Source organism: Paenibacillus sp. Y5S-9 (genome assembly GCF_036894235.1).
GTDB lineage: Bacteria > Bacillota > Bacilli > Paenibacillales > Paenibacillaceae > Paenibacillus.
Genome location: NZ_CP145887.1, coordinates 2,843,613 through 2,868,261, shown reverse-complemented (window position 1 = coordinate 2,868,261; position 24,649 = coordinate 2,843,613). Strand labels below are relative to the sequence as shown.

The 24,649-nt window shown below is 43.0% G+C and carries 18 protein-coding genes; 4 read left to right on the top strand and 14 right to left on the bottom strand.

What is annotated here, in order from left to right:
- Positions 1-271: 271 nt before the first annotated feature.
- From dctA to V6669_RS12930, 9 genes are all read right to left on the bottom strand, one after another.
- Entirely contained in the window at positions 272-1,627 is a 1,356-nt protein-coding gene (dctA, locus tag V6669_RS12970) for a C4-dicarboxylate transporter DctA (RefSeq protein ID WP_338594183.1), read from the bottom strand.
- Positions 1,628-1,865: 238 nt separating this feature from the next.
- On the bottom strand, positions 1,866-2,558 hold the full coding sequence (locus tag V6669_RS12965; protein ID WP_338594181.1) for a metal-dependent hydrolase: 693 nt from the start codon (positions 2,556-2,558) through the stop codon (positions 1,866-1,868).
- 97 nt (positions 2,559-2,655) lie between these two features.
- Complete coding sequence (locus V6669_RS12960; RefSeq protein ID WP_338594180.1) at positions 2,656-4,347, bottom strand: alpha-glucosidase; 1,692 nt, start codon at positions 4,345-4,347, stop codon at positions 2,656-2,658.
- Positions 4,348-4,677: 330 nt separating this feature from the next.
- Positions 4,678-5,136 (bottom strand): VanZ family protein, encoded by a 459-nt coding sequence (locus V6669_RS12955; protein WP_338594179.1) that lies wholly within the window; start codon positions 5,134-5,136, stop codon positions 4,678-4,680.
- A gap of 41 nt (positions 5,137-5,177) precedes the next feature.
- Positions 5,178-6,047, bottom strand: coding sequence for an AraC family transcriptional regulator (locus V6669_RS12950; protein WP_338594177.1), 870 nt, complete (start codon positions 6,045-6,047; stop codon positions 5,178-5,180).
- 265 nt (positions 6,048-6,312) lie between these two features.
- Positions 6,313-8,745 (bottom strand): glycogen/starch/alpha-glucan phosphorylase, encoded by a 2,433-nt coding sequence (locus tag V6669_RS12945; protein ID WP_338594176.1) that lies wholly within the window; start codon positions 8,743-8,745, stop codon positions 6,313-6,315.
- Between the two features lie 466 nt (positions 8,746-9,211).
- Complete coding sequence (glgD, locus tag V6669_RS12940; RefSeq protein ID WP_338594175.1) at positions 9,212-10,315, bottom strand: glucose-1-phosphate adenylyltransferase subunit GlgD; 1,104 nt, start codon at positions 10,313-10,315, stop codon at positions 9,212-9,214.
- A gap of 26 nt (positions 10,316-10,341) precedes the next feature.
- Positions 10,342-11,511: a glucose-1-phosphate adenylyltransferase gene (locus V6669_RS12935; RefSeq protein WP_338594928.1), complete on the bottom strand. Its 1,170-nt coding sequence runs from the start codon at positions 11,509-11,511 to the stop codon at positions 10,342-10,344.
- Between the two features lie 39 nt (positions 11,512-11,550).
- On the bottom strand, positions 11,551-11,757 hold the full coding sequence (locus tag V6669_RS12930; protein ID WP_338594174.1) for a hypothetical protein: 207 nt from the start codon (positions 11,755-11,757) through the stop codon (positions 11,551-11,553).
- A 380-nt stretch (positions 11,758-12,137) separates the two neighbouring features.
- On the opposite strand from V6669_RS12930, the gene V6669_RS12925 reads away from it, so the two are divergent.
- Complete coding sequence (locus V6669_RS12925) at positions 12,138-13,586, top strand: pentapeptide repeat-containing protein (protein ID WP_338594172.1); 1,449 nt, start codon at positions 12,138-12,140, stop codon at positions 13,584-13,586.
- On the opposite strand, the gene V6669_RS12920 is transcribed toward V6669_RS12925, so the two are convergent.
- From V6669_RS12920 to V6669_RS12905, 4 genes are all read right to left on the bottom strand, one after another.
- Complete coding sequence (locus tag V6669_RS12920; protein WP_338594170.1) at positions 13,565-14,785, bottom strand: aminotransferase class I/II-fold pyridoxal phosphate-dependent enzyme; 1,221 nt, start codon at positions 14,783-14,785, stop codon at positions 13,565-13,567. The genes V6669_RS12925 and V6669_RS12920 overlap by 22 nt on opposite strands.
- Before the next feature lie 43 nt (positions 14,786-14,828).
- A complete protein-coding gene (locus tag V6669_RS12915; protein WP_338594169.1) occupies positions 14,829-15,767 on the bottom strand; it encodes a tyrosine-type recombinase/integrase in 939 nt (312 codons plus the stop codon).
- A 158-nt stretch (positions 15,768-15,925) separates the two neighbouring features.
- Positions 15,926-17,077: an iron-containing alcohol dehydrogenase gene (locus tag V6669_RS12910; protein WP_338594168.1), complete on the bottom strand. Its 1,152-nt coding sequence runs from the start codon at positions 17,075-17,077 to the stop codon at positions 15,926-15,928.
- A 246-nt stretch (positions 17,078-17,323) separates the two neighbouring features.
- Entirely contained in the window at positions 17,324-19,018 is a 1,695-nt protein-coding gene (locus V6669_RS12905) for a M3 family oligoendopeptidase (protein ID WP_338594166.1), read from the bottom strand.
- A gap of 601 nt (positions 19,019-19,619) precedes the next feature.
- Between V6669_RS12905 and V6669_RS12900 the strand changes: the two genes are divergently transcribed.
- Positions 19,620-20,375: a hypothetical protein gene (locus V6669_RS12900; protein WP_338594164.1), complete on the top strand. Its 756-nt coding sequence runs from the start codon at positions 19,620-19,622 to the stop codon at positions 20,373-20,375.
- A gap of 118 nt (positions 20,376-20,493) precedes the next feature.
- Positions 20,494-20,706, top strand: a complete 213-nt coding sequence (locus tag V6669_RS12895) for a hypothetical protein (protein WP_017688899.1) — start codon at positions 20,494-20,496, stop codon at positions 20,704-20,706.
- A gap of 83 nt (positions 20,707-20,789) precedes the next feature.
- On the opposite strand, the gene V6669_RS12890 is transcribed toward V6669_RS12895, so the two are convergent.
- Positions 20,790-23,537, bottom strand: a complete 2,748-nt coding sequence (locus tag V6669_RS12890; protein ID WP_338594160.1) for a PAS domain S-box protein — start codon at positions 23,535-23,537, stop codon at positions 20,790-20,792.
- 272 nt (positions 23,538-23,809) lie between these two features.
- On the opposite strand from V6669_RS12890, the gene V6669_RS12885 reads away from it, so the two are divergent.
- Positions 23,810-24,634 (top strand): protein-glutamine gamma-glutamyltransferase, encoded by an 825-nt coding sequence (locus V6669_RS12885; RefSeq protein ID WP_338594159.1) that lies wholly within the window; start codon positions 23,810-23,812, stop codon positions 24,632-24,634.
- The last annotated feature ends 15 nt before the right edge of the window (positions 24,635-24,649 follow it).

Genomic DNA, 24,649 nt, shown 5'->3' with positions numbered 1-24,649 from the left:
ATATTCTTCGCCTCTTCTACACATTCCCCATAAATCTTTCCTCTGTAACATTTATTTTGGAACCTGCGTTCGCAAACTCCATGATATCTGTATTGGGACAACAAGAAACCGTCTGTTCTTCCCACGATTGGAGTGGGCAACAGACGGTCTAATTGGGTTGAACTTGGTTGAACTTTTTAAATGTATTTTGCTGTTTTTTTTACTGTTGTAATGGATTGTTATTATAAAGTAACTGTCATTTGACTTCATCACCACAGCGGAGCCACGCCTCTTACGACATCTCCGGTGAAACTACGGCTTTCCCTTGTTTTTCCTGCATATTCAACTTCAATAGAGATAGTGCAGCTTGCTCTTCCCTTTCCAATTCAGCAGCACTGATCTCACCAGAGAGTACGGCACGCATTCGCTTTTGATCCAGCAGACCTTCCCATTTTGCAACCACAAATGCTGCGACACAGTTGCCCATCAGGTTTGTGAATACACGCATTGTATCCATGAATCGATCTGCACCAAGCAGCAGAGCAACCGCTGCTACCGGAAAAGCATTGACAGCCACTGCCGTTGCGGACAGGGCCAGGAATGCGGAGCCAGGTACTCCTGCCATGCCTTTGGAACTTAACATCAACACCAGCAAAATCGTAATTTGCTGCATCAATGTCAGTTCAATGCCTACGGCCTGAGCAACAAAAACCGTGGCCAACGATAAATAGATTGAAGCGCCATCCAGATTAAACGAGTACCCTGTCGGTACCACAAGCCCCACAACCGCACGATCACAACCCGCCTTGGTTAGTTTGTCCATCATGCGTGGCATCACCACTTCTGATGATCCGGTTCCAATCGCCAGCATCACTTCAGAACGGGTATACTTCACAAATTGCAGGAAATTCAGCCCGGTAATCCACCAGGCAGCCAATGCCAGCATGACCAGAAACAACAGCGCTGCCCCGTAGCAGGCCAGAATCAGCAGACCAAAGGAAGACAATGTGGATGCCCCATAGGCACCTACCGTGTAAGCCATGGCTCCAAATGCACCAATTGGCGCGAGTTTCATGATATAACCAATGATACGGAACACAATTCCGAGCAGGTTCTCAATCAGCGTCAGTACATTTTCTTTCGCTTTACTCTCTGTTGCTGCCAGTGCAACCCCGAACAGACAGGCTACGAGCAGTACTTGCAGTAGCGCATTCTGTGCAAAAGCATCCACAACACTTGTCGGAATAATATTCATGATAAAATCTACCGTATGTGGCAACTCGGAACCATTGGTTTTCGCTTCAATGCTACTTGCATCTATAGTTGAAGGGTCCACATTCATTCCGGCACCTGGGCGAAGCAGATTGGCTGTCCCTAATCCAAGTACCAGCGCCACTGTAGTTGCAATCTCGAACCACACGATGGCTTTCAGTCCAATGCGACCTACCGACTTCAGATCACCGATCTTGGCAATGCCTGTCACAATCACCATGAAAATCAATGGTGCAATGATCATCTTGATCAATTTGATGAAACCTGTTCCGAGTGGTTGCAACAAGCTACCCAGATCCGGCCACAGGATGCCTACGCCAATCCCGATGATTACCGCTACAATAATTTGAAAAAATAATGATTTCATAAATGACATGAACGCTCCCCCTGTTTGCGGTCAATTCGGATTTCCGTTTGGTTTCCGTGTAACTTTTTATATCATTCTAAACCGGAGTTCAACAATGGAATTTCAATGTTTTTGTCATTTGTACCAACTCTATTGGTGAAAATTGAACCTGAAACCGAAAAAAGACGAATATCGCGTCAGTTATCTTGACGTGATATTCGTCTTTATCCATAAATCCATTTATTATTGAACAGGGGTTAAATGTGCATCACAGGGTAATAGATTCTCCCGGGGCCAGCACACGGCCTTCCAACCCTTTGGCAGCCAATTGTTGCACGAAGTGTTCTGCATCCTGACGAATCACCGGGAATGTATCATAATGGACAGGAATCGTCAGTTTGGCATTGAACCATTCCGCCGCCTGTAGCGCATCCTCAGGTCCCATGGTGAAATGTCCACCAATCGGCAAGAAAGCTACATCAATATTATGGCGATCACCAATCATTTTCATATCCCCGAAGAGACTTGTGTCTCCGGCATGCAAAATCGTTTTGCCACCAATAGTAATGATAAATCCAGCAGGCAAACCTGCATACATGATCCGTTGTTCTTCTTCCAGCACAATGCCGGAAGTATGGAACGCCTGAATCATTTTGGCTTGAGCAAAGCCAAGATCCACCGTTCCGCCCATGTTCATGCCGAGCGTGTCCAGACCTTTCCAGGACATATATGTAGCCAATTCCACAATAGCGACAACTTTGGCGTTATTCGCTTTGGCAATAGGTTCAGCATCGAGGATGTGATCCATATGTGCATGTGTCAGCAACACAACATCTGTCTTAATATCTTCAGGCTTCGTGACAGCAAGCTCGTTGCCACGCAGGAAGGGATCAATGATCAGAGACTTCTCTTCTGTGCCCAGCTGTACACTGGAGTGACCGTGGAACGTAATATTCAACAACTTGGATTCCTCCCGACATATGTTTTGATTATTTTGAAACCACTATTTATTATAAATCATACCTCTTCACCAACGCAAAATTACGATAGCCTCCGTGTCACCGTTGCTTACGATACACCCTTGCTTCATACGGCTGAAGCTGGATGGCACCTTCATCGGTAGAATAACGTCTGCTTACATTGCTGATGATCAGTTTGGCTTTCTCAGCATTCCAGCCTTCTGGCCAGTGCATCTCAGGCTCATGCCCACGAAAATTCAGAATGACCAACATCTGCTCATCATCCAGCGTTCGTGTATAGGCATAGATATCCGGATCATCCGGTAGCAGCAGTTCATACGCACCATAGATAAGCACTTTATGCTGTTTGCGAATCGCAATTAGCTTACGGTAATAATGCAAAATGGATTGCGGATCACTTTCGGCATCGGCTACATTAATCTCGGAATAATTATCATTCACCTGTATCCATGGCTGACCCTTGGTAAACCCTGCGTGTTCCGTATCATCCCATTGCATCGGCGTGCGGGCATTATCACGACTCTTCAGCCAGATCGCCTGCATGACTTCATGCTTCGACTTACCTTGACTAATGTAATGATTGTAATAATTTTTGGTCTCGATGTCCCGGTATTGTTCGATGTCCGGGAATGCGACATTGGTCATGCCAATCTCTTCTCCCTGATAGATGTATGGCGTTCCTTCAAGAGTAAGCATCCATGTCGCCAACATTTGAGCGGAACGCACCCGATATTTACCATCATCACCAAAACGGGAAACCGGGCGGGGCTGATCATGATTGCCCATGTAATTGGCGTTCCAGCCTCTACCATGCAAAACCGTTTGCCACCGGCTCATGATTTCTTTGAGATCTGTCAATTTCCATTCCTTATAGTTCCACTTACCAATGCCGGAAGATTTGGCATCGACGAACATATGCTCAAACTGGAATACCATATTAAGCTCGTCACGATCCGTTCCCACATAAGCCAGCGCCTGCTCAGGCCCAAGTCCCGAAGTCTCGCCAACCGTCATGGGTCCATAAGGTTTCAGGATCATGTTATTCAGTCTCTTTAGGATGGAGTGTACCTGTTCCAGGTTGGAAAAGAGCTGATACGCTGGAACCACTGGCAGATTATTCGGATTGTGGGCACTTGGCAGACCCTCTGCCTTGGCGATATGCGCCACTGCATCAAAACGGAATCCGTCGACCCCTTTTTCCAGCCACCAATGCACCATCTCATACATCTCTTCTGCCATCTGTTCATTGTTCCAGTTAAGATCCGGTTGCTGTTCGGAATACAGATGCAGATAATATTCATTTGTCTCGGGATCATGCTTCCACACTGAACCTCCAAAATAGGACTCCCAATTATTCGGAACCTGCCCATTTTTACCTGAACGCCAAATATAATAATCCCGCTTCGGGTTCATCTTTGATGAACGCGATTCAGCAAACCACGCATGTTCATCTGACGTATGATTCAGCACCAGGTCCATCATGATCTTGAGACCACGTTTGTGTGCCTCTGCCAATAAGCGATCAAAATCCTCCATCGTGCCATACTTGCGTAAAATGCCGTAGTAATCCCGGATATCATATCCGTTATCATGTCCTGGTGAATCGTAAATGGGACAGAGCCAGATCACATCTACGCCTAAATTCTCCAAATAATCGAGCTTCTCATAGATCCCCTGCAAGTCGCCATATCCATCTCCGTCCGAATCTTTAAAGCTGCTCGGGTAAATCTGGTATACCACACTCTCTTTCCACCAAACGATATCGCCCACCTCGCTCTCATCATTGTGTACTATATAAATTGAACTAAAGAATATTTACACTAGACACTCCGATGACAGAACAACCTTCCGATCGCTGTTATCCCCAGATTTTATGAATTCCCCTTATAAGGGGAAAATCCGCGGATAAAGGCGAACGCTTTCGCTTCCTCAGGTTATTTCTGTCCTCTCCGTTTCGTGTAAATGTTTAGTTCAATTTATATATATAATCTCTGCTCACTGTATTAAGCCGTTAATATGTTTTATCCGAAATGATTCCCTTGTAAACATTTGAAAGGTATCTTATGCAAAAAGACCCGGTCATGGACCGCGATCTGCGGTTCAATTCCGAGTCCTTCTTAATGAACATACGATTAACTTAAATCCGGCATATCCGATCCAGGCACCGATCGTGTTCAGAATAATGTCATCCACATCAAACGAACCTACACGTGTAATCAATTGTGTGACCTCAACACACAACAGAAGCAATACAACTGTAGATGTAAAGGTAAGGAACGTACGGCACCTCCGAAACAACCATGGAATCCAGACGCCCAGCGGAATGAACAATACGATATTGCCAAACAAATTCTTGACCCAGGCCTCTGTATGGTACCTCTCCCTCTCCAATAGAAGTGGGCGAATGGTCTCAAAGGGCACGAGATTATATTGATAATAAATACCTGGCGTTCGTCCACTGACAAACAGTAAATTGCCCATAATCAGTATGTAAAGCACTGCCATGCAAGCAACAATGAATAACATCCACTTAGAGTGGAGCCATGACTTTTCGCTCATTCATCCCGTCCTCCGACCTTGATTTCCGCAAAGCGGTAGGTCTATTTTAACGGGATATAGATCTTTATGTCCAATTGTTCAGGGGTCGATTTCCATACATCCGTCACTTCAAAGTCTGGTCCTTCCCTCCGTTCATAATTCGACTGCGGCAACCAGCTGCCATAGATCATTTTCCGAATATCCTGCCCGGAGCCTTCCACGGTGAATTCTGCATACAAGCCACCCGGGATTTCAATCGAGGTAAAACCGGGTTCAAGTACCTGAGATGCTCCACTGCTTTCTTCACCCACAATAAAAGAAAATGCTCCATCCTCTTCAAAATGACAGGCCACACCATAAGCCATATCAGGGCGTATCCTCTCCGGGATAACCATGAACCTCTGTTCCAACCCAAAATCATGATAAAATCTGGGTATTTCAGCATAATGCTGATTGTCATTCAGATTGCTCTTATATTCATAGCCGAGAATCCAGTTCGGTTCCCGTGTGACCAGACGAGGTGTGTTCATGTGGAATGTTCCACCAAGCGAAGTTCGATAATCATTAAAATCAATGCTCTGTTGCATTTTCAAAAGAGACATCTGATCCGCTTCCAGCTTGCGCAGCTTAGCGGGTGTCATTCCAAAGTAGGCTGAAAATGCACGGGTAAATGCCTCTTGAGATTGATAGCCGAAGCTCATCGCAATGTCCAATATGCCTTCCGACGTGTCCCGCAGCATCCCTGCAGCTTCCGTTAATCTGCGTCTGCGCACATATTCCAGTACCGTTAATCCGGTGATCGCCTGGAATAAACGCTGAAAATGAAACGCCGAAAAGCTCGCAGCAGCAGACGTCTCTCTGATATTAAACTCATCTTGCAAATGCTGTTCCAGATACTCAATAGCAAGCTGAATTCGTGTGTAATGATCCATAGTGACGGCTCCCCTATCTAATTCGAAATATCAAACGATTTCTTATGTAGTATGACTGAGATCCAGATCATTTTTTTGATTTTGTGTGCGAACTTATATGATGAAAGATACGTGAGTTGCGCTTCTCTTCATGTTGAATGACACTATGATTCACTGTATGCCAAAAATCCCCTTGTTCTACAAGGAGATGCTCTCTACACTGGTTAATTAACCAGCAGAGATGGCTCTTGTGAACAAGGGGACATGTTTGTCTAACAATCTATTCTTAACCTTTCCAGTTCCCGGACACGGGATGAATACCCCAGATATCTGTAGCATACTCACTAATGGTACGATCACTGGAGAATATGCCGGAATGAGCCGTGTTCAATATCGCTTTCCGAGTCCAGCCCGGAATATCCCGATACGCCTGGTCAATGGCAGCATGCGCATCTGCATAAGCAGCAAAATCACGCAATACAAAGTATTCGTCACCATGAGCCAGCAAGGAGTCATAAATATCCCAGAACTCCCCATCACGATAACAGAATGCACCTGGATGTACTAATTGCTCCACAACCTCGCGAATGCGTTCATCATGCTGCACAATTTCATTCGGACGATAGCTTCCAGAACGATAATATTCAAGCACTTCATCTGCACGCAGACCATAAATGAACATATTTTCTTCTCCGACCTGCTCCGCCATCTCCACGTTGGCTCCATCCATCGTGCCAATCGTTAAAGCACCGTTCATCATAAATTTCATGTTGCCCGTACCGGAAGCTTCCTTGCCTGCGGTTGAGATCTGTTCACTAACATCCGCAGCGGGAATGATTTTCTCAGCAAGAGAGACGGAATAGTTCTCGAGGAAAAATACCTTCAAGCGGTCATTCACGGCCGCATCCCGATTCACTGTGTCAGCCACGGTGTTGATCAGCTTAATAATTTTCTTGGCAAAATAATAACTCGGCGCTGCCTTGGCACCAAAGATGAACGTACGTGGTACCATATCAAACGAAGCATCATTCTTAAGCCGGTTATACAGATGCATCACATGCAGAATGTTTAACAGTTGACGTTTGTACCCGTGTAGCCTCTTCACCTGTACATCAAAGATGGAATCCGGATTCACTGCTGTCCCGGTATGGTCCAGAATATACGCAGCAAGCCGCCCTTTGTTATGCCGCTTAATTGAACGGAACTGCTCTTGGAATGATGTATTATCCGCAAAGCCTGCCAACTGGTCCAGCTTGCCCGGCTCTGTTATCCATTCGTTACCGATTGTATCCGTAATCAGATCCGACAGTTTCGGATTGGCATGCATCAGCCAGCGGCGATGGGTTATACCATTGGTTTTGTTATTGAAACGCTCTGGATACAGCTCATAGAACGGAGCCATCTCACGCTCTTTCAAAATCTCGGTATGCAATGCAGCAACACCATTCACGCTATGACTGCCTACAATCGCCAAATGCGCCATCCGTACCTGATCGTTTGCAACAATCGCCAGATGCCCTATGCGATCCTGATCTCCCGGATATCGGTCCAGCAGCATGCCACAGAAGCGTTTGTTGATCTCTTCAATGATCATGTAGATTCGTGGCAGCAGCCTGCTGATCATGGATACAGGCCATTTCTCAAGCGCCTCACTAAGCGTTGTATGATTGGTATACGATACTGTGCGGGTTGTGATATCCCATGCTTCATCCCAGCCATAACCTTTCACATCAATCAGGATGCGCATCAGTTCTGGAATAACCAAGGTTGGATGCGTGTCATTAATGTGGAAGGCCACTTTATCAGGCAAACGATCATACGGTAACTCCAGCTTGTTGAACGTACGCAAGGCGCTCTGTACACCTGCTGAACACATGAAGTATTGCTGCTTCAAGCGCAGCAGCTTTCCTTCATACTGGGAATCATCCGGATACAGGAATTCCGAGATTGATTCAACCGATCGGCTATAATCCAGATAACCGTAGTAATTCGAAGGGGTGTCGAGTGAAGTCTCGCGCTTTGGCTCGGCACTCCAGAGACGCAATGTATTCACATGGGTTTGACCATAACCGATGACAGGCACGTCATAGGGAATGGCTACGACCGATTCGGCATCTTTTGTAACAAACTGATATTCTCCATCCTGTTCGTGAGCTTCTACCCGGCCCCAGAACTGGACTTCCACCTTTTTGTCTGGACGGCGGACTTCCCATTCATTGCCCTTATCCAGCCAATTGTCGGGTAACTCTACCTGATTACCATTGATGATTTTTTGCTCAAACAACCCGTATTTATATCGAATCCCGCAACCATGTCCTGCATATCCGAGTGATGCGAGTGAATCCAGGAAACAGGCAGCGAGTCGTCCCAGACCTCCGTTACCAAGTCCTGCATCCGCCTCCTGTTCTTCCACCTCTTCCAAGGAGAAACCCAGATCAGCGAGACTGTCGCGGACCAATTCCAATTCATTCACATTCAGCAGATTGTTGCCGAGCAGACGTCCAATCAGGAATTCCAGCGAGAAATAATAGACCTGTTTATCCTGGCGCTGCTTAAACCCCTGATTCGACGCTGCCCAATCCTGGCCTGCATATTCGCGAATCATGCTTCCCAGTACGTGGTACACGTCTTCCTGTGTTGCTTCTTCAATCGGTTTGCCCAATTTGCTGACCAGATTCCGTGTAAATATACTCTTGAACGTTTCCTTGTTGTCAAACAAAAGTAGGTTCCTCCCGGGGAAATCCTGTAGGATGGTGGCGGTTCATACAAATTGAACTAAATTATATTTACACTGGCCACTTCGATGACAGAATAACCTTCCGATCGCTGTTATCCCCAGATTTTTTTGATTCCTTTTTAAAATGGGAAAATCCGAGGATAAAGGCGAGCGCTACGCTTCTTCAGGTCATTTCTGTCCTCTCCATTTTGTGTAAATGTTTAAGTTGAATTTATATAATCAAGGGTAAAATTTGAAGCCAGCATATGCTTTCGAAGCAGCTTTCTTGCAGAAAGCTTTTAGGCGAACGCTACGCTTCAGAATCGATTTCGTCCCCTCCACTACGTCTGCACGTATGAAAAGCTCTAGCAGTAGTACCCGATGCGTCGAAAGTGTATGAATCTTAAATCCATCCTACAGGATTTTTATTTTATATATATTTATAGAAGATATCGGTTACGTGTGGGGATTAGATAATAGTGCTTTTTGCTAAAATGTATGGATTCGACGGGGCACCGATCAGCGTCTGTCCTCCGGTCAGCTTCACGTCTTTATCGAGAATGACGTTCTCAAGTACGGTACCCTCACCAATGTAACATTTCTGCATGATGATGGAACCTTTTATTTTGGCACCCTTGGCCACCTGTACACCACGGAACAGAATGCTGTCCTCCACCTCTCCCCCTACGATGCAGCCATTCGCGAGAAGTGAATGTTTAACATCGGCGGTATCCAGGTATTTGGCAGGCGCTTCGTATTTAATTTTCGTCTGAATCGGATCTTCCTTGAACAGTTGTTCATATTGCCCTGTGTTCAGCAGATCCATACTGTTGCGATAATAACTGTCAATGGAATTGATGACTGCGTGATAGCCATCATATGCATACGCAGCGATATTCAATCCATCCGGATTTTTTTGAATCACATCCCGGAAGAAATGGCTCTCGCCATGATCAATGCAGCGTTGCACCTGGCGCAGGAACAATTCTTTTTCCATGATGAAAATTTCTGTATATATATTCGGGTGATTAGCACTTTGGTGAATGTCCACCACGTTACCGTCCCCGTCATGTTCAACTTTGACACAGGCATCATGCTCAGGTAGCAGCTGATCTACTTTTTTGCAAACCAGTGTAACGTCCGCTCCTTTACTGATGTGATACCTGTAGACATCCTGGAGATCTGCTTTGGTCACATGGCGACTGCCCGCATGCACAACATATTGCCCTGCCCCTCTGTGGAAAAAGTCCAAATTGTTGTGGAAATGCTGCAAGTCCCCTTGTGATGTATCTGTTGGATCATTCCAGTCTGGTGGCAAAATAAACATGCCCCCATGCTTGCGATCCAAATCCCAAGGCTTACCATCACCAAGATGGTCCATCAACGAGCGATATTTTCGCCGTACAAATACACCTATACTCTCAATGCCTGCATTCATCATATTGGATAAAACAAAATCGATCAGACGGTAACGCCCGGCATAAGGCACCGCGGCTCCGCAGCGAAAATACGTCAATTCCTTCAATTCTTCAAGTTCATGGTCAAGGTTAATAACTCCGATCAATTGTTTCATCGCATGCACCGTCCTTTTAACTTCAATTAGGCCTTGCTAGTTATTCCTTGGCGAAGCTGACGTTCCAGTTCTTCCTGATCCACGAGCAATATATCACTCTCATCTCCCGGTGCAGGCGAAATCTGTGTTCCATCAGGAATAACCAATCCTTCTGCGATAATAGCTCGGTAAATGCGTACATTTTGCCCGATTTTCACTCGTGGCATGATTACCGAATCGATGACAGCACTGTTCTCACCAACTTCAATCCCGTAGAACAGAACAGAATGATTGACCTCGCCATGCACCACACTGCCTTCACTAATAATACAATTCCGCACCTTGGCCGATGGCGAGATATATTGTGCAGGTTGGTTCGGATTACGTGTGAAAATACGCCAGTCCGGATCATTCAGATTAAACGGTGTGTCTTCGTCCAACAGGTCCATATTGGATTCCCACAGACTGCGAATGGTACCAACGTCTTTCCAATACCCTTCGAATGGATAAGCATATAAGGATTTTTCGTTTTTAAGTAACAAAGGAATAATATCTTTACCAAAATCATAGGAGGTGGATGCCTGTTGTTCATCCTGGATCAGGAAACGTTTCAGTACATCCCACTTGAAGAGATAGATACCCATGGAAGCGAGTGTGCTCTTGGGCTCAGGAGGTTTTTCTTCAAATTCATAGATGCTATAGTCATCGTTAGTGTTCAGCACCCCGAAACGGCTGGCTTCTTCCAATGAGACATCAATGACCGATATGGTGCAATCCGCATCTTTATCTTTGTGATACTGGAGCATTTTTTCGTAGTCCATCTTATAGATATGATCCCCTGACAGAATGAGCACATGCTCAGGATCGAATTGTTCAATAAAGTTCAGGTTACGGAAGATGGCATCTGCTGTGCCACGGTACCAGCTGCTTCCGTCTTCACGTTCATGTGGAGGAAGTACATATACCCCGCCGTTTTTTCGATCCAGATCCCAGTCGCTGCCAATGCCAATATAGGAATGTAAGACAAGTGGTTCATATTGAGTCAATACACCCACTGTATCAATACCAGAATTAGAGCAGTTACTCAGCGGAAAATCAATGATTCGGTACGTGCCGCCAAAATATACAGCTGGTTTAGCCAGTGATTTGGTCAATCCTTTTAACCTTTTACCTTGCCCTCCGGCAAGTAGCATCGCTACAACTTCTTTTTTCGCCATCATTACAGCCTCCTCCACGTGCATTCGTTCTGATTCATTTCAGAGCCCATAATCGATATTCTGTTGTGTGGACACTGTTGTCTTGATTAGGAGCATGCTGTACAGATGTGTAACCGGTGAATCTTGTTGCAGTTGAACTTCTTGGATTGTAAAACCTGAAATAGAGATGATGCTGGTGTAGAATTGCCTTGACTGTCTTACAGAGGTGAATGTTAGATGCAGAACTTCAGGTGTAGCTCGTGCCAATGAAATAGACTACTCCTATTTAACATTAAACACGAAACGGACTGGGGAATCTTACTGGAAAACATCGACAACAAGTTTTGGGTGAAATTACCCTTTCTCGTGCCGCTGTTATCTATATTGTATTCGATAAAAGGGAATCAAACTCCTTTTGGAAAATTCATGGTAAAACTGTGACACTACTAGACCCATAAACCTATAAAATCAAAAATGCAGGTCTTACGAATCAGAAAACGGCAATTTATTTGTAAATTTTTAGAGGAATATATAGAAATGTGTCGAATAGAAATAGATGTAGTATGAAAGTAGTGTTTGAATTTGCTTAAGCATGCAGTCTATCAAGGAGTTACATACTAATAACTATAAATTATTTGGAGGTCTCTATGAGTGGTATTATTAAGTATAACAGGTTTACTGATAACGGAAGTTTGTCACGTGAAAAGGAAGATCTAACATATACATTGTTTGAAAAGTTAGATTTTATTAATGAACTGCCTAAAATCTCATTTTTCAGAAGTGATTTTAGAGGCTCAAGATTTGTAAATGTATCTTTTTATGAGAATAATTTTGATCGTGCAGATTTTATTTCAGCGATATTTGAAAAATGTTTATTCACTGAGGTTGATATTGCAGCCTCTGAAATTAAAAATTGTTACTTTAATGAATGTAATTTCACTCTGAATAATTATGCAAACACGTCGATACAAGAATGTACTTTTGAAAACTGCACTTTTGAAGATGAAAAATTTTTAGTAAACATGAAAAATTGTAAGTTTATAAATTGCACTATGAGAAATTGTGATTTTGAACGTTCTACAACTGAAAAATTGGAGTTTAATGGATGCGAAATCTATAATACCGATTTGGCCACAATGCATGCTGAAAATTTTATTTTTAAATCATGTGTTTTAGAAAATGTGAGTTTAGGAAAAAGTTATATTTTCGGTTATTTATTTTATAAGACAGATATTTCGAGACTCGATGTGCTTTACAGAGGAAACACCGTGAAAATGAATGTTGATAACTTCTCAGAATATATCGTTTCATTATTAACGCAACAAAGATTTTCTGAATTTATAAATGCAAATATATTCTTGTTTAGAAATTTTGAAGGAGTCCCTGATCAAATCAATAATGCATTAAGTGAATTATCAAAAATAAATAATACAACTCGCAAATTAGAAATGACCAATTTATTTGACATGTTTACATTCTATATCTTAAATAATCAATTACCCTACAAGCTTGTCTCCAAGGTATTAAATATTTTAGATGATTTTGATTGGACAGCATTCCCGTTTGAAGAGCAGCTTGTGTATATTTCCATGCATAAAAAAATCGAAATGATAATGAATACTTTTAATTATGATGACAGTTTCATTGAGAGTGCTGCAGGAGAAACTCTTTTTGTAACGTTCAGATGCAAAACAGATGATTATCAGGAAGCTCTAAAATTAACCAGTGACCTATTGGATGACCTTCATTTGAAACTGGGATTAGATAAAAATTATAAATTAATACAAAAAGAAAAAGGCTCATGGATTTTAACTTTTGCAGTTGTTGGTATAGTAGCGTTAATGATGCCAAAAATGTTAAATGACTACTCCAAAACTTTCTTTGATTTTTCCTTAAAACGAAAAAAATTAAAAATTTTAGGAGTGTTGCTTGACAATATTCGTATAGACCCTGAAAACATACCCAAATCTTTAGAACAATTCAACTTAATTTTAGACACCTCTGAAAAATCAGGCCTGACAAATCCAACATTTGATAATATTATTGTGACTGAAGCTTTCAAAGAAATAGTTAATCAAATAGATATTGGTGCATAAGGAGTTTTAGATCTACTATAGAACTCTACAATTTTTCTTAAAGCAGGTATTAGTATAGACTGTTCAATCGAAAGATTGACTCTGAAATAATAATGGGTTTGACTCTCAAAGAGATATCTATCATGGGGTATTGTTAGTATGTTAATATTCTCTATTAACTTGCTAGCAATATCCATGTTGTTTCTATTACCTATTTCGCTATAAGGTACCCCTATTAAACAGAAGTATCCACTTTCACAAGCACTAATAACATATTCCGTGTCCATTAATAATGTTTTAATCAACTCAAAATTATTCATTGCAAATAAAATATTACTTTTAATTGTATTTAATACTGTGGATCTATTGTTGCTATCATAAAGTTGTTTAAATAGCGTGACCTGTGAGTAGACTAAAGAACCAAGGGAATGAACGGAAACTCTTTCAAATAGGCTTATATTTTCTTTACTACCATAAACTAAACAATTCTTGATTCCATTTAAGAACAGTCTCTTAGATATGGATTCAATGATAATAATTTCTGGATATATATCGAATAAACTAAGTAAAAATTCATCTATAACATTTAAATTTCTCAAATTCCACTCCATACCGCCATACATAAAATCAATGAACAATGTAACATCATGCTTTTTGCAAATGTTAACAATATCAATATACATTTCTTTTGTAATTTTAATACCGCTTCCCAATAAAGGATCATTCATTATTAGTAAATTAATTCCATATTCAATAATGATGTCTTCTAATTTATGCAAATTTATGGTTACTTTTCCTTCCTCCAAAACCTCAATATAATATGTATCAACTTTTAAATCTTGCAAAACTTTTATATAAGTAAAATAAATTGGTGTAATTAACAATGCCTTCAGTTTCTTTTTCATATGAAATAGATTAATTAATAAATATGCACTCGAAGTTCCATTTGAAGATATTGAGAAGTCGAAATTATTTGAATTAACATTGGTATTGTCTAAAGCCTCGTGGATAAACCATTTCTTTGCTTCCTGTAACTCATCTAAAAAAAAGTAATTATTTTGACTTTGATCAAGACTGCTGTTCACAGCATTTTTAATGATTTCAGGGGGAAAGTTTAGACTCTTGTTTTCTTTATTCCAATTGGATAAGAAACATGTTTCACTATTAATTTTATGTAAAAGTGGTTCAATATTTGTATCATGATATAACGGCAATTTCATTACAAGACCTCCAAATAATTTATAGTTATTTGGAGGTCTTTCTCTACACTTTTAGATTATTTCTCGGATTAAATCTCGACAGCACATCTTTCTTCCGTTCAACAGACACTTCTGTGTATATTTGGGTCGTGCTTACATTGGTATGTCCGAGAATTTCCTGGACTGATCGTAAATCTGCACCATTGTTCAGAAGGTGTGTAGCAAAGCTGTGCCTGAGATAGTGCGGAGTTGATTTTTTGCTAACCTTAGATAAGTCCCTGTATTTAGAATAAATATCCTCTATGGAGTAAATGGAGAGTCGATCACCGTATTTATTGAGGAACAAGGCATCAGATTGGGGGTCGAAATGTTCTCGGGCATGCAACCATGTTTTAATTTTATGGATAACCTCGCTACTTGAGATGTAGAGCAATCGCTCCTTACGACCTTTTCCAAAAATCAACACGGTTTTCTCTTCGAGATCGATGTGCTCCATATCAATATTCACTAGTTCTCCAATACGAATTCCAATAACATAGAGCAGTTCAATAATAGCATCGTTGCGAAGGTTGATTCTTCTTCTAAAACTCGTGTGTAATTGTTTCATGTGCTCTTGTGGTGCATTTAATAACTTTTCAACCTCATTAACAGAAAGTGTCTTTGGAATACGTCTTGCTGTTTTGAATTTTTTTCCGAAACCAATAATTGGGGACTCGCTTATATCACCGTTTTGAACCAAATAATTAAAAAATGCTTTGAAGCATATGTACTTTCTTTTAATGGTCGAGTCTTTAAGTGTGTGTTCACTGTTTAATTGTTCCAGATACATTCGTAAATTTTCTCTGGTTACATCATGGATATGTTTAGTATCCAGCCATTCTACAAGTCTGTTGAGATCAGACAGATAGGCTTTAATGGATTTAAGGGATAGGTTTCGCTCTACGCTTAAATAAGTCTCATACTGCTTAATATAGCTGTTTAGGTTACTTGTACTAAGTTTCATGATGCCTCCTGATGTCGATGTCATATGTTGCCAATGGCCCGACCTACATTATTACGCATTGAACTCCATTTGTGAAGATGCCCAAAGGCATATATACAATATCCGAGATTTGAAAAACAAAAAAGAGCCGGATTCCCTCCGACTCGATACGTTCGCACTTATATAATTTTACGGAACAGCTCCATCACTTCATCCTTGGACGGTTGATATGGGTTGCCTGGTGCACAGGCATCTTTCATCGCGTTATCGGCAAGCAGTTCCACATCGGGATCTTTTACACCCAGTTCAGACAGTTTCTCAGGGATCCCGACTTCCTTCGATAGCTGGCGTATGGCCTCAATGACATAATCCGAACACTCCTCATCACTTCTATCCTTCACATCCATACCAATTGCCTTAGCAATATGACGGAATTTGCCGGGTACATGCTTGGCGTTCAACTCTTCCACATAGGGGAGTAACATTGCGTTACAGACACCGTGCGGCAGATCATATACGCCACCCAGTTGATGCGCCATCGCATGGACATAACCTAATCCTGCATTATTAAAAGCAATTCCACCAAGGAAACACGCGTACGTCATATGTTCCCGTGCTTCCAGATCACTGCCGTCTCTCACGGCTCTTGGCAAATATTCAAAGATCAGTTCAACAGCTGCTGCAGCTGTCGCACTTGTCACTGTAAATCCACCCGGTGTAACCATCGCTTCTACGGCATGTGTCAACGCATCCATTCCTGTGGCCGCTGTGAGACTTGCAGGTTTGCTGAGCATCAGCTCCGGATCATTAACCGACAGGGAGACCAGACTATTGCGGTCCACCATCACCATCTTCACTTTACGTTCCTCATCTGTAATCACGTAGTTAATTGTCACCTCGCTCGATGTGCCAGCCGTTGTGTTAAAAGCCACAAGTGGCACGGACTTATGTTTCGATTGATGCAATCCTTCATATTCACGGATATGCCCACCGTTCGTAGCTACAATGCCAATCCCTTTGGCAGCATCCTGCGGTGAACCTCCACCTATCGATATAATGGCGTCACAACCATGATCCTGGAATACTCGAAGTCCGTCATGTACATTCTGACATGTTGGATTAGGCTGAACCTCATCATATACAACATAGTCTAACCCAGCTTTTCGTAATGTAGACAGTACCTGTTCAGCAACGCCTGAAGTTATCAATTGGCGATCACTTACAACCAGCGCCTTGCGGATACCCATCTGTTCAATCATCTGACCTGCTTCCTGTAAACAGCCTCTACCCATCAAGTTCACGGGCGGAACATAATATGCATGTGTTGCCATTTGAACCAGCCTCCTGTAACCCCTGATTTACTTTCTCCATTGTAACTGAATCCGTTTTCAGATATAGTGAAATAAATCACAATGAGTCCGATAAATGTTACACTTAATGTCGATTTTTTCCCGTAATAAAAAAGACGACCCAGACACCCGCAGGTCTCCAAGCCGTCTTACTTATCTATCTTAAAGCATTATCCACTACTTACACCTTACCTAAGGTACTTTCACTAAAAGCATACGTACGAAGGCTTACAGCGCCTTATCGTTCACACCGTCAAGCCATGCCTCAATATCGCCAATTACGGAGGACACACAGCCATCCTCGAATGGAGAGTTCAATCCAGCCAATTCAACCAATCCGGTGAAGGATAGGCTTCCTCCCGCTTTGCACAATGTCAGATAATCGGCCCATGCAGACTTCATGTCCTCGTTGCTGCGTTTCCAGAACTGGAATGCACAGATCTGTGCCAACGTATAGTCAATGTAATAGAATGGCGATGAGAAAATGTGACCCTGCTTATGCCAGAAACCACCTTGCTCCAGATAAGCATTATCTTTGTAATTGATGTGTGGCAGATAGGTCTTCTCAATGTTGCGCCATGCCTGCTTCCGTTCCGCTGGTGTAGCTTCCGGATTCGCGTATACAAAATGCTGGAATTCATCCACGGCTACGCCATACGGAATGAACAACAGACCGGAAGACAAGTGATCAAACTTGTACTTGTCCGTATCTTCCTTGAAGAACAACTGCATCCACGGCCATGTGAAGAACTCCATGCTCATGGAATGAATCTCAGCCGATTCATACGTTGGCCAATTGTATTCAGGCACTGCAAAATCACGGCTCTCATACACCTGGAAAGCATGACCTGCTTCATGTGTCAATACATCAATATCACCGGAGGTACCGTTGAAGTTGGAGAAGATAAACGGCACTTTGTAATCGTTCAGGAACGTACAATATCCGCCGCCCTGTTTACCTTTTTTGCTTACCAGATCCATAAGCTCGTTTTCAGTCATCATCTGGAAAAATGCATCCGTCTCTGGTGATAATTCAGCGTACATTTTTTTACCATGTTCAATAATCCAGTCTGCGTCACCCTTCGGTGTCGGGTTACCCGTCTTGAAGCTGAAGCCCTGATCATAATAATACAGCGTATCCACATCAATCCGATTACGCTGGCGCTCTCTGAGCTTGGTCGCCACAGGTACGATATAATCACGAACTTGTGCCCGGAAGTTAGCAACCATCTCTGCGTTGTAATCCGTGCGGTTCATGCGATCATAGCCGAGTTCCACATAGCTTGGATAACCCAGTTTCTTCGCGATCTGTGTACGCACTTTAACCAGTTCATCATAAATGCGATCGAATTCAGCTTCATGTTCAGCCATGAAAGTGTATCTGGCTTCCGAAGCACGCTCCCGCATGGAGCGATCCGTGGACAGTTCAAATGGATGAAGCTGTGGCAACGTGCGCTCTTCACCTTCGAACGGAATTTTGGCCGATGCGATCAATTGATTGTATTCTGTGGAAAGTTTGTTCTCCTTCTGGAGTTCTTCAATAATTTCCGGGCTGAAAGTTTTCAGTGAAAGATCCGCCAGCTGGAACAGCTGTGAACCCCATTTTTGTTCCAACTCATTGCGGAATTTGGAGTTAACAAGTGCACGGTAAAAATCCGTAATATATTCCTGCACAATTGGAGCATTCTCATCCAGAAATTCGTTCTCCGCCTTGTAAAACTCATCATTGGTATCAATGGAATGACGGATGTAGACCAATTGGGCTTGCGTCTCAAAATCACTGCGCAGCGCGTTAATCTGATCCATGAATCCGCTCTGTTCTTCAACCGTTGCCGCAGCTTCAAAACCGCTCAACAGCTCACGGAAAGATGTCTTGATATGTTCCAGATTCGGACGTGTATACGTATACTCACTAAATTTCATTTATGTACACCCTTTCCTGTTTGGCAGAATTTCGGGAGTATCCCGAGTTAAACTACCCCCTATTATACAAAAGAGCAGCTAAAAAATCCCATAATTACGAAAAATATTTGTCCATCGGTCAAATTGTACAACATGAATGGTTACATATATTACGTGCTTATGTAAGGTCAGTGCCTCAAAATTTTCCCCACACAAATAAGCCCGCCTCGCGTTAGCGAAGCCAGCTTATAGGTTGTCTCTTCTTTTCACATGAAAAATACTAGCTTTGGTCTTTATCCATAATCTGATAGAACCAGCCCATTCCGACCATGCCCACGACCATAATAACGGCCATAATAATGATATATGTCATGAATGTAACCTCCCTGCTTCCGTATATTCATCACACTACTACTAGTGTACACGGTGAAACGCCGTTTGAATTGACCGAACATTGACAAAAATACGAAATCTTTAATTTTAATAAATGGATTATTTCCTCGATCACACTAAATCATACGTACCTCACTGCACGGTTCAAAGTTTCATCCGCCATGCTTACGGTGTATACTATACTTCTATGAAATGGAATTTGGATTTTTACTCAGAAAGGTTGAAAGACATGTCAACTCGCATCCCCTTACGTCAGTTATTTCTTACTGTTTTATTAGCCCTTATGTTATGTATTTTATCCGCCTGTGCTGATGGAGAAGCCCATCTTACGGTGAATATGGATGGATCAACGGATCTGGATCTCAATCTCAACGTAAAGAACTCTGCTCTTGGAAAAATTGGACAAGACAATCTCATGCCTCTGATCGCAGATGCATTGAATCGAAATAACTTTCAGGCAGAGGTTTCGGAACAGGGAGATCAGAAGCAACTCACAGCGACCACCCATTATGAAAAAAGCAATAAAACCAGCTTTGATACGTCCAAGTTACCACAAGGGATCAAGGTTGAACAATCAACTTCACCCGGCTTCTTCACTTCCAAAATGCACATTACAGCAGAAGCCGATCTCATGGAGTCCATGCCCGATGGTGAGATCAAAAATCAGATTAACAAGGTGCCTAGCTTTCTTAAAAACCTCTTGTTAAAAGATGTTAACTTTGACTTTAAGTTGTCTTTACCCATCAAGGCAGCCGATTCCAATGCAGATCAGGTGGAGGATGGCGGAAAAACGCTCATTTGGCACGTTTCACCCCTCCAGATGAATAAACTGGATCTGACTGTACAGGTTCCCAATATCCGGAATATCATCATAATTGCAGTCATTGGCCTATTATTAATCGCTGCTCTGCTCATTTGGTTTTTTGTTCGTCGCAGACGGGCCAGACAGCGCCATAGTGCAAGATCACATCGCGGAAAAAATTAATTCCTTCACACCAATTTTATTTGTGACTTGCCAAACGGTGTTATGGATAGTAGAATACATCCGTACTGTGTGAACGGTTAATTTTTTATTAAGCAAAGCTAAAGAGGTGACAGGTTTCATGAATATCCGCGAATGCCCACTACCTGGTATCGGAGTTAAGTACCAGTTTGATACAAAGGGCGGCCATCAGTTAGTCATTATTGTGCATGAGGACGGACGCCGTGAATTATTCTCCGTTGATCCACAAGACAACGAAGAACTCACTCTGATTGCAGATTTGGAAGATGACGAATGCGTAACCCTCTCCGGGTTAATCGGAGGCTGGTCCTGAGTTTAGTTATCAGGTGCCTACTAATTTGAGTAAATGACAGAATAACCTGTACCTTGAATATCAAGGCGCAGGTTATTTTTCCGTTACGTTACCCTTTGAGAGCGGATATATGGAACCCATGTATTCAGTACGCGGCTAATCTCCGTGGAATGAAACGGTTTGCTGATAAAATCCTGCATCCCACATTTCAGACACTCCTCACGGTCACCGGCGCCCGCAAAAGCTGTAATCGCTGCAATAACCGGTATTTCCGGGTGGGTCTGTCTGATTTGGCAGGTCGCTTCAATCCCATCCATAACTGGCATTTGAATATCCATAAACACCAGGTCATATTGAATCTTGTTCAATGAATCGACGGCCTGTGCACCATTCTCAACGATATCACATACTCCGCCAAACTTGCGCAGCATCTCCTCCAACAGATGACTGTTGACCGCTTGATCCTCAGCAATCAAAATTTTGATGTCATGGGCAAGACTAGCTCGATCCAATTGCAGTTCCTCATTCGCAGTGATTTCAATCGGGTCATTACTTTCCTCTAACCACCGCTCCACTACGAGGGTGAACTGGAATTCTGCCCCCTCACCGATCTCACTCTGTACGCCAATCGCTCCGCCCATTAATTCCACCAGTTTTTTGCTGATCGCAAGCCCCAGACCTGTCCCGCCAAACTTGCGATTGATGGCCGGATCAAGCTGTGAGAAGGATTGGAACAACTGATGCTGCTTTTCTATTGGAATGCCAATTCCCGTATCTCTCACCTTAAAGGTCAACATCAGGTTATCCTGACCATGCTCATCTGAGAAATCAGCACCTACGCTCACCATAATACGGCCCTGCTCTGTAAATTTAACGGCATTACCCACCAGATTAATCAAAATCTGCCGGATTCGTGTCTCATCCCCTCGAATACGTTCAGGAATACGATCCGACACTTCACAATAGAGTTCAATATTTTTCTCTGATGCCTTCAGTGCAAATAGCTCCATAACCCCACCCAGCATCGCCTTAATATCTACAGGTGCGCGCTCAAGATCCATTTTGCCTGCTTCAATTTTGCTGAAATCCAAAATTTCGTTCAAAATGTACAAAAGGGATTCGCCGCTATCAATCATGATTTCCGCAAAACCTTTCTGTTCATCATCCAGCTCGGTTTCCATTAAGAGATGTGCCATGCCCATGATGCCGTTTAATGGCGTACGAAGCTCATGACTCATGATAGCGAGAAACTCAGACTTTGCTCGGTCTGCATGCTCTGCTGCTTCCTTGGCACGTATGATGTCCTTAACAGATGTCATATCACGGAAAACCAACACTGCCCCGCGGGTTCTACCCTGATCCATAATTGGCTTCAATTGGAACTCCGCCAGGAAACTGGACCCATCCTGTCTCCAGAATACGGATTCGGTACGTGGCAGACCTCGTCCCTCACGAACAGCCTGTAGAATTGGTGTATCCTTGGATGGGTAGGGAATGCCTTCGCTCTGCATTTGGATCATCAACTGCTCTAATGGTTTGCCATTCATTTCACTTGGACAGAAGTTCATGATCTCCGCGGCGGCTGGATTGGCAAAGTTCAGATTCCCATCCAGGTCCAGTCCAATAACACCCTCAGACATGCCATTCAAAATCAATGCCCGTTCATAACTAAGATTCTCGATCTCCTCGACGTAACGTTTGGACTCTGTAATGTCACTGGTAATTCCGTAGACCCCAACAACTTTGTCCTCAAGTATAATAGGAACATTAATCACATTTGTTTCAATTCGCTGCCCATTTTTGTGAATTAAGCCTATCTCGTAGCTCTGTGCATTGCCCTTCACCGTTTCCTCAAAATGATATCGAGTCTTCTCCAGATCTACAGGATCAATGAGGTGATCAAAAGGCCGACTCAGCAGCTCCTCCTTGGTGTGTCCTGTCAACTGTTCCTGACCCGTATTGGCTTTCAGCAGATTGCCTTCCAGGTCCAGAGAAGCCACACCTAGGGGATTACAGTCAAATAACGATCTGTACTCCTGCATGCTTAACTGTTGTTGCTGGCTGGCTGTCATATCCCGGGTTACGGCGACCATCTCCATCAACTCACCTGATTCGTCATATACATAGTGTGTAATCGTATCTGCCCATACCGTAGATCCATCCTTATGCAGCAGGCGATAACTGAGCCGTTTGGGAGCCAGACCCTTTCTCTGCTCTTCCACGTACGCTTCAACCAAAGGCACATCCTCTGGATAGATAACAAATGTTCCCGGCTTACCTACAACTTCTTCCAACTCATAGCCCAACATGCTTTTACATGCATTCGATACATATTTAAATGTACGACTAGAATCAGCGTCATGTATTGCGATCAGGTCTAGTGAAGACTCCGCCAGCAGGCGAGAGATGCGACTGCTCTCTTCCAATTGTTTACGTTGCACAATGAGGATTTGCTCTGCATCTTTTTGTTTCGTAATATCAGCAGCTTGTACGAGCAGATACAAGGGTTCACCATTCGTTTCATCCCTCACGATGCAAGCTCTAATGGTTGCCCATAATAACGAACCGTCCTTTCGTTTCAGACGAACCTCCGTCTCGTACATCGAACTTGTTTCATGAGTCATTGCCCAGAACTTGCTGCGGAATTTCTCCATGTGCAGATCTTCTTCGTAGATCATATGTATGACCGAAGTATCGATCAGTTCATCTTCACTGTATGCAAGCATCTCGCAAAATGCAGGATTAAGCTGCAACCACCGTCCATTTACATGCGATGCGACAGCAATGCCGATTGGTGCGTGCGTATACAATTGTTCGAACAGAGATCGGCTCTCTGTAATGGATTTCGACATTACATGTCCTCCTTTATGAGAATCTGAATGTATTCCGTATGAATAGATCGACCTGAACATAACTTCATCTATAGAGTACTACCCCAAATGCCATGATTGATAAACGAGATCGGATAAAATCCCTAAATGAATCGACATTTTTAATTTTGGATGCTGACGACTTTCATTGTGTACATACCAATTCGAACACATCACGTCATATACTACACAATACTCGTGCTCTCCCGATTATACAATGTTGAATGTTTGAATAGGAATGGAGGTTAAGGATTATGATCATTGTCGCAAATCAACCCATCGAACTGAACCGCTCGGAATGGTCTGATTTTGAATGGTATTGGTTACAGCAACTCCAGAATCGTCCTACAAGGTATGTGTACCAATCCATGGATCATCTTCGTTTTGAGTGGGACTTACGGGGCTCTCTCGTGGATGCAGCGGAAGGATTGGATCGAAGCGGTGTGAGTTTTGCATCCTTTGAAAAATCCAGATGTAATCCTGCCTACTGGAATCGTAATACGGAAGGTGGGTTTGAGCTAAGATCAAACGTGACCCCCGCAGACGGCATCCGGGATATCTGGAGGAATGGACACTTATATGCCTTTGAATGTGCAACGGCTACCGTAATTGTGCTGTATGGTGGCGTGCTGGGAAGCATTCGCGAAGACGCCTTTAATTCCCTGTTTCGAGATCTGTTACTCTTTGACTGGCATTATGACAGTGACCTGCGATTGACCGAAAAAAACGGTAGTGAAACCGCCCTGCCAGGAGATGTACTGTATTTCAAAAATCCGGATGTTTCTCCCGAAACCCCCGAATGGCAGGGAGAGAATACGATCATGCTGCGCGAGAACTGGTATTATGGTCATGGCATTGGTATTGCACGCGGCGAAGAAATTATACGTACCCTGAATCAGTTCCGCATTCCAGGTAGCCGGGTCTCCGCCTACTTAATGGATATGGTTATCTATCCGGACTTCTTTTATTTATCCCGATTCGCCAAAAACAGCCAGAATAATATTGCTGCTGGTTCTACGCCTGTTTTACCCGGACAGTTATATGTACGACTTGGTGGCAGCCGTTATTTACGCAGCTGAACTACTGAAACGGAA

Excerpts from the sequence above, each read along its gene's own strand:
- dctA (WP_338594183.1), bottom strand. The coding sequence starts at position 1,627 with ATGTCATTTATGAAATCATTATTTTTTCAAATTATTGTAGCGGTAATC.
- V6669_RS12955 (WP_338594179.1), bottom strand. The coding sequence starts at position 5,136 with ATGAGCGAAAAGTCATGGCTCCACTCTAAGTGGATGTTATTCATTGTT.
- V6669_RS12950 (WP_338594177.1), bottom strand. The coding sequence starts at position 6,047 with ATGGATCATTACACACGAATTCAGCTTGCTATTGAGTATCTGGAACAG.
- glgD (WP_338594175.1), bottom strand. The coding sequence starts at position 10,315 with ATGAAACAATTGATCGGAGTTATTAACCTTGACCATGAACTTGAAGAA.
- V6669_RS12935 (WP_338594928.1), bottom strand. The coding sequence starts at position 11,511 with ATGGCGAAAAAAGAAGTTGTAGCGATGCTACTTGCCGGAGGGCAAGGT.
- V6669_RS12925 (WP_338594172.1), top strand. The coding sequence starts at position 12,138 with ATGAGTGGTATTATTAAGTATAACAGGTTTACTGATAACGGAAGTTTG.
- V6669_RS12920 (WP_338594170.1), bottom strand. The coding sequence starts at position 14,785 with ATGAAATTGCCGTTATATCATGATACAAATATTGAACCACTTTTACAT.
- V6669_RS12915 (WP_338594169.1), bottom strand. The coding sequence starts at position 15,767 with ATGAAACTTAGTACAAGTAACCTAAACAGCTATATTAAGCAGTATGAG.
- V6669_RS12910 (WP_338594168.1), bottom strand. The coding sequence starts at position 17,077 with ATGGCAACACATGCATATTATGTTCCGCCCGTGAACTTGATGGGTAGA.
- V6669_RS12905 (WP_338594166.1), bottom strand. The coding sequence starts at position 19,018 with ATGAAATTTAGTGAGTATACGTATACACGTCCGAATCTGGAACATATC.
- V6669_RS12900 (WP_338594164.1), top strand. The coding sequence starts at position 19,620 with ATGTCAACTCGCATCCCCTTACGTCAGTTATTTCTTACTGTTTTATTA.
- V6669_RS12895 (WP_017688899.1), top strand. The coding sequence starts at position 20,494 with ATGAATATCCGCGAATGCCCACTACCTGGTATCGGAGTTAAGTACCAG.
- V6669_RS12890 (WP_338594160.1), bottom strand. The coding sequence starts at position 23,537 with ATGTCGAAATCCATTACAGAGAGCCGATCTCTGTTCGAACAATTGTAT.
- V6669_RS12885 (WP_338594159.1), top strand. The coding sequence starts at position 23,810 with ATGATCATTGTCGCAAATCAACCCATCGAACTGAACCGCTCGGAATGG.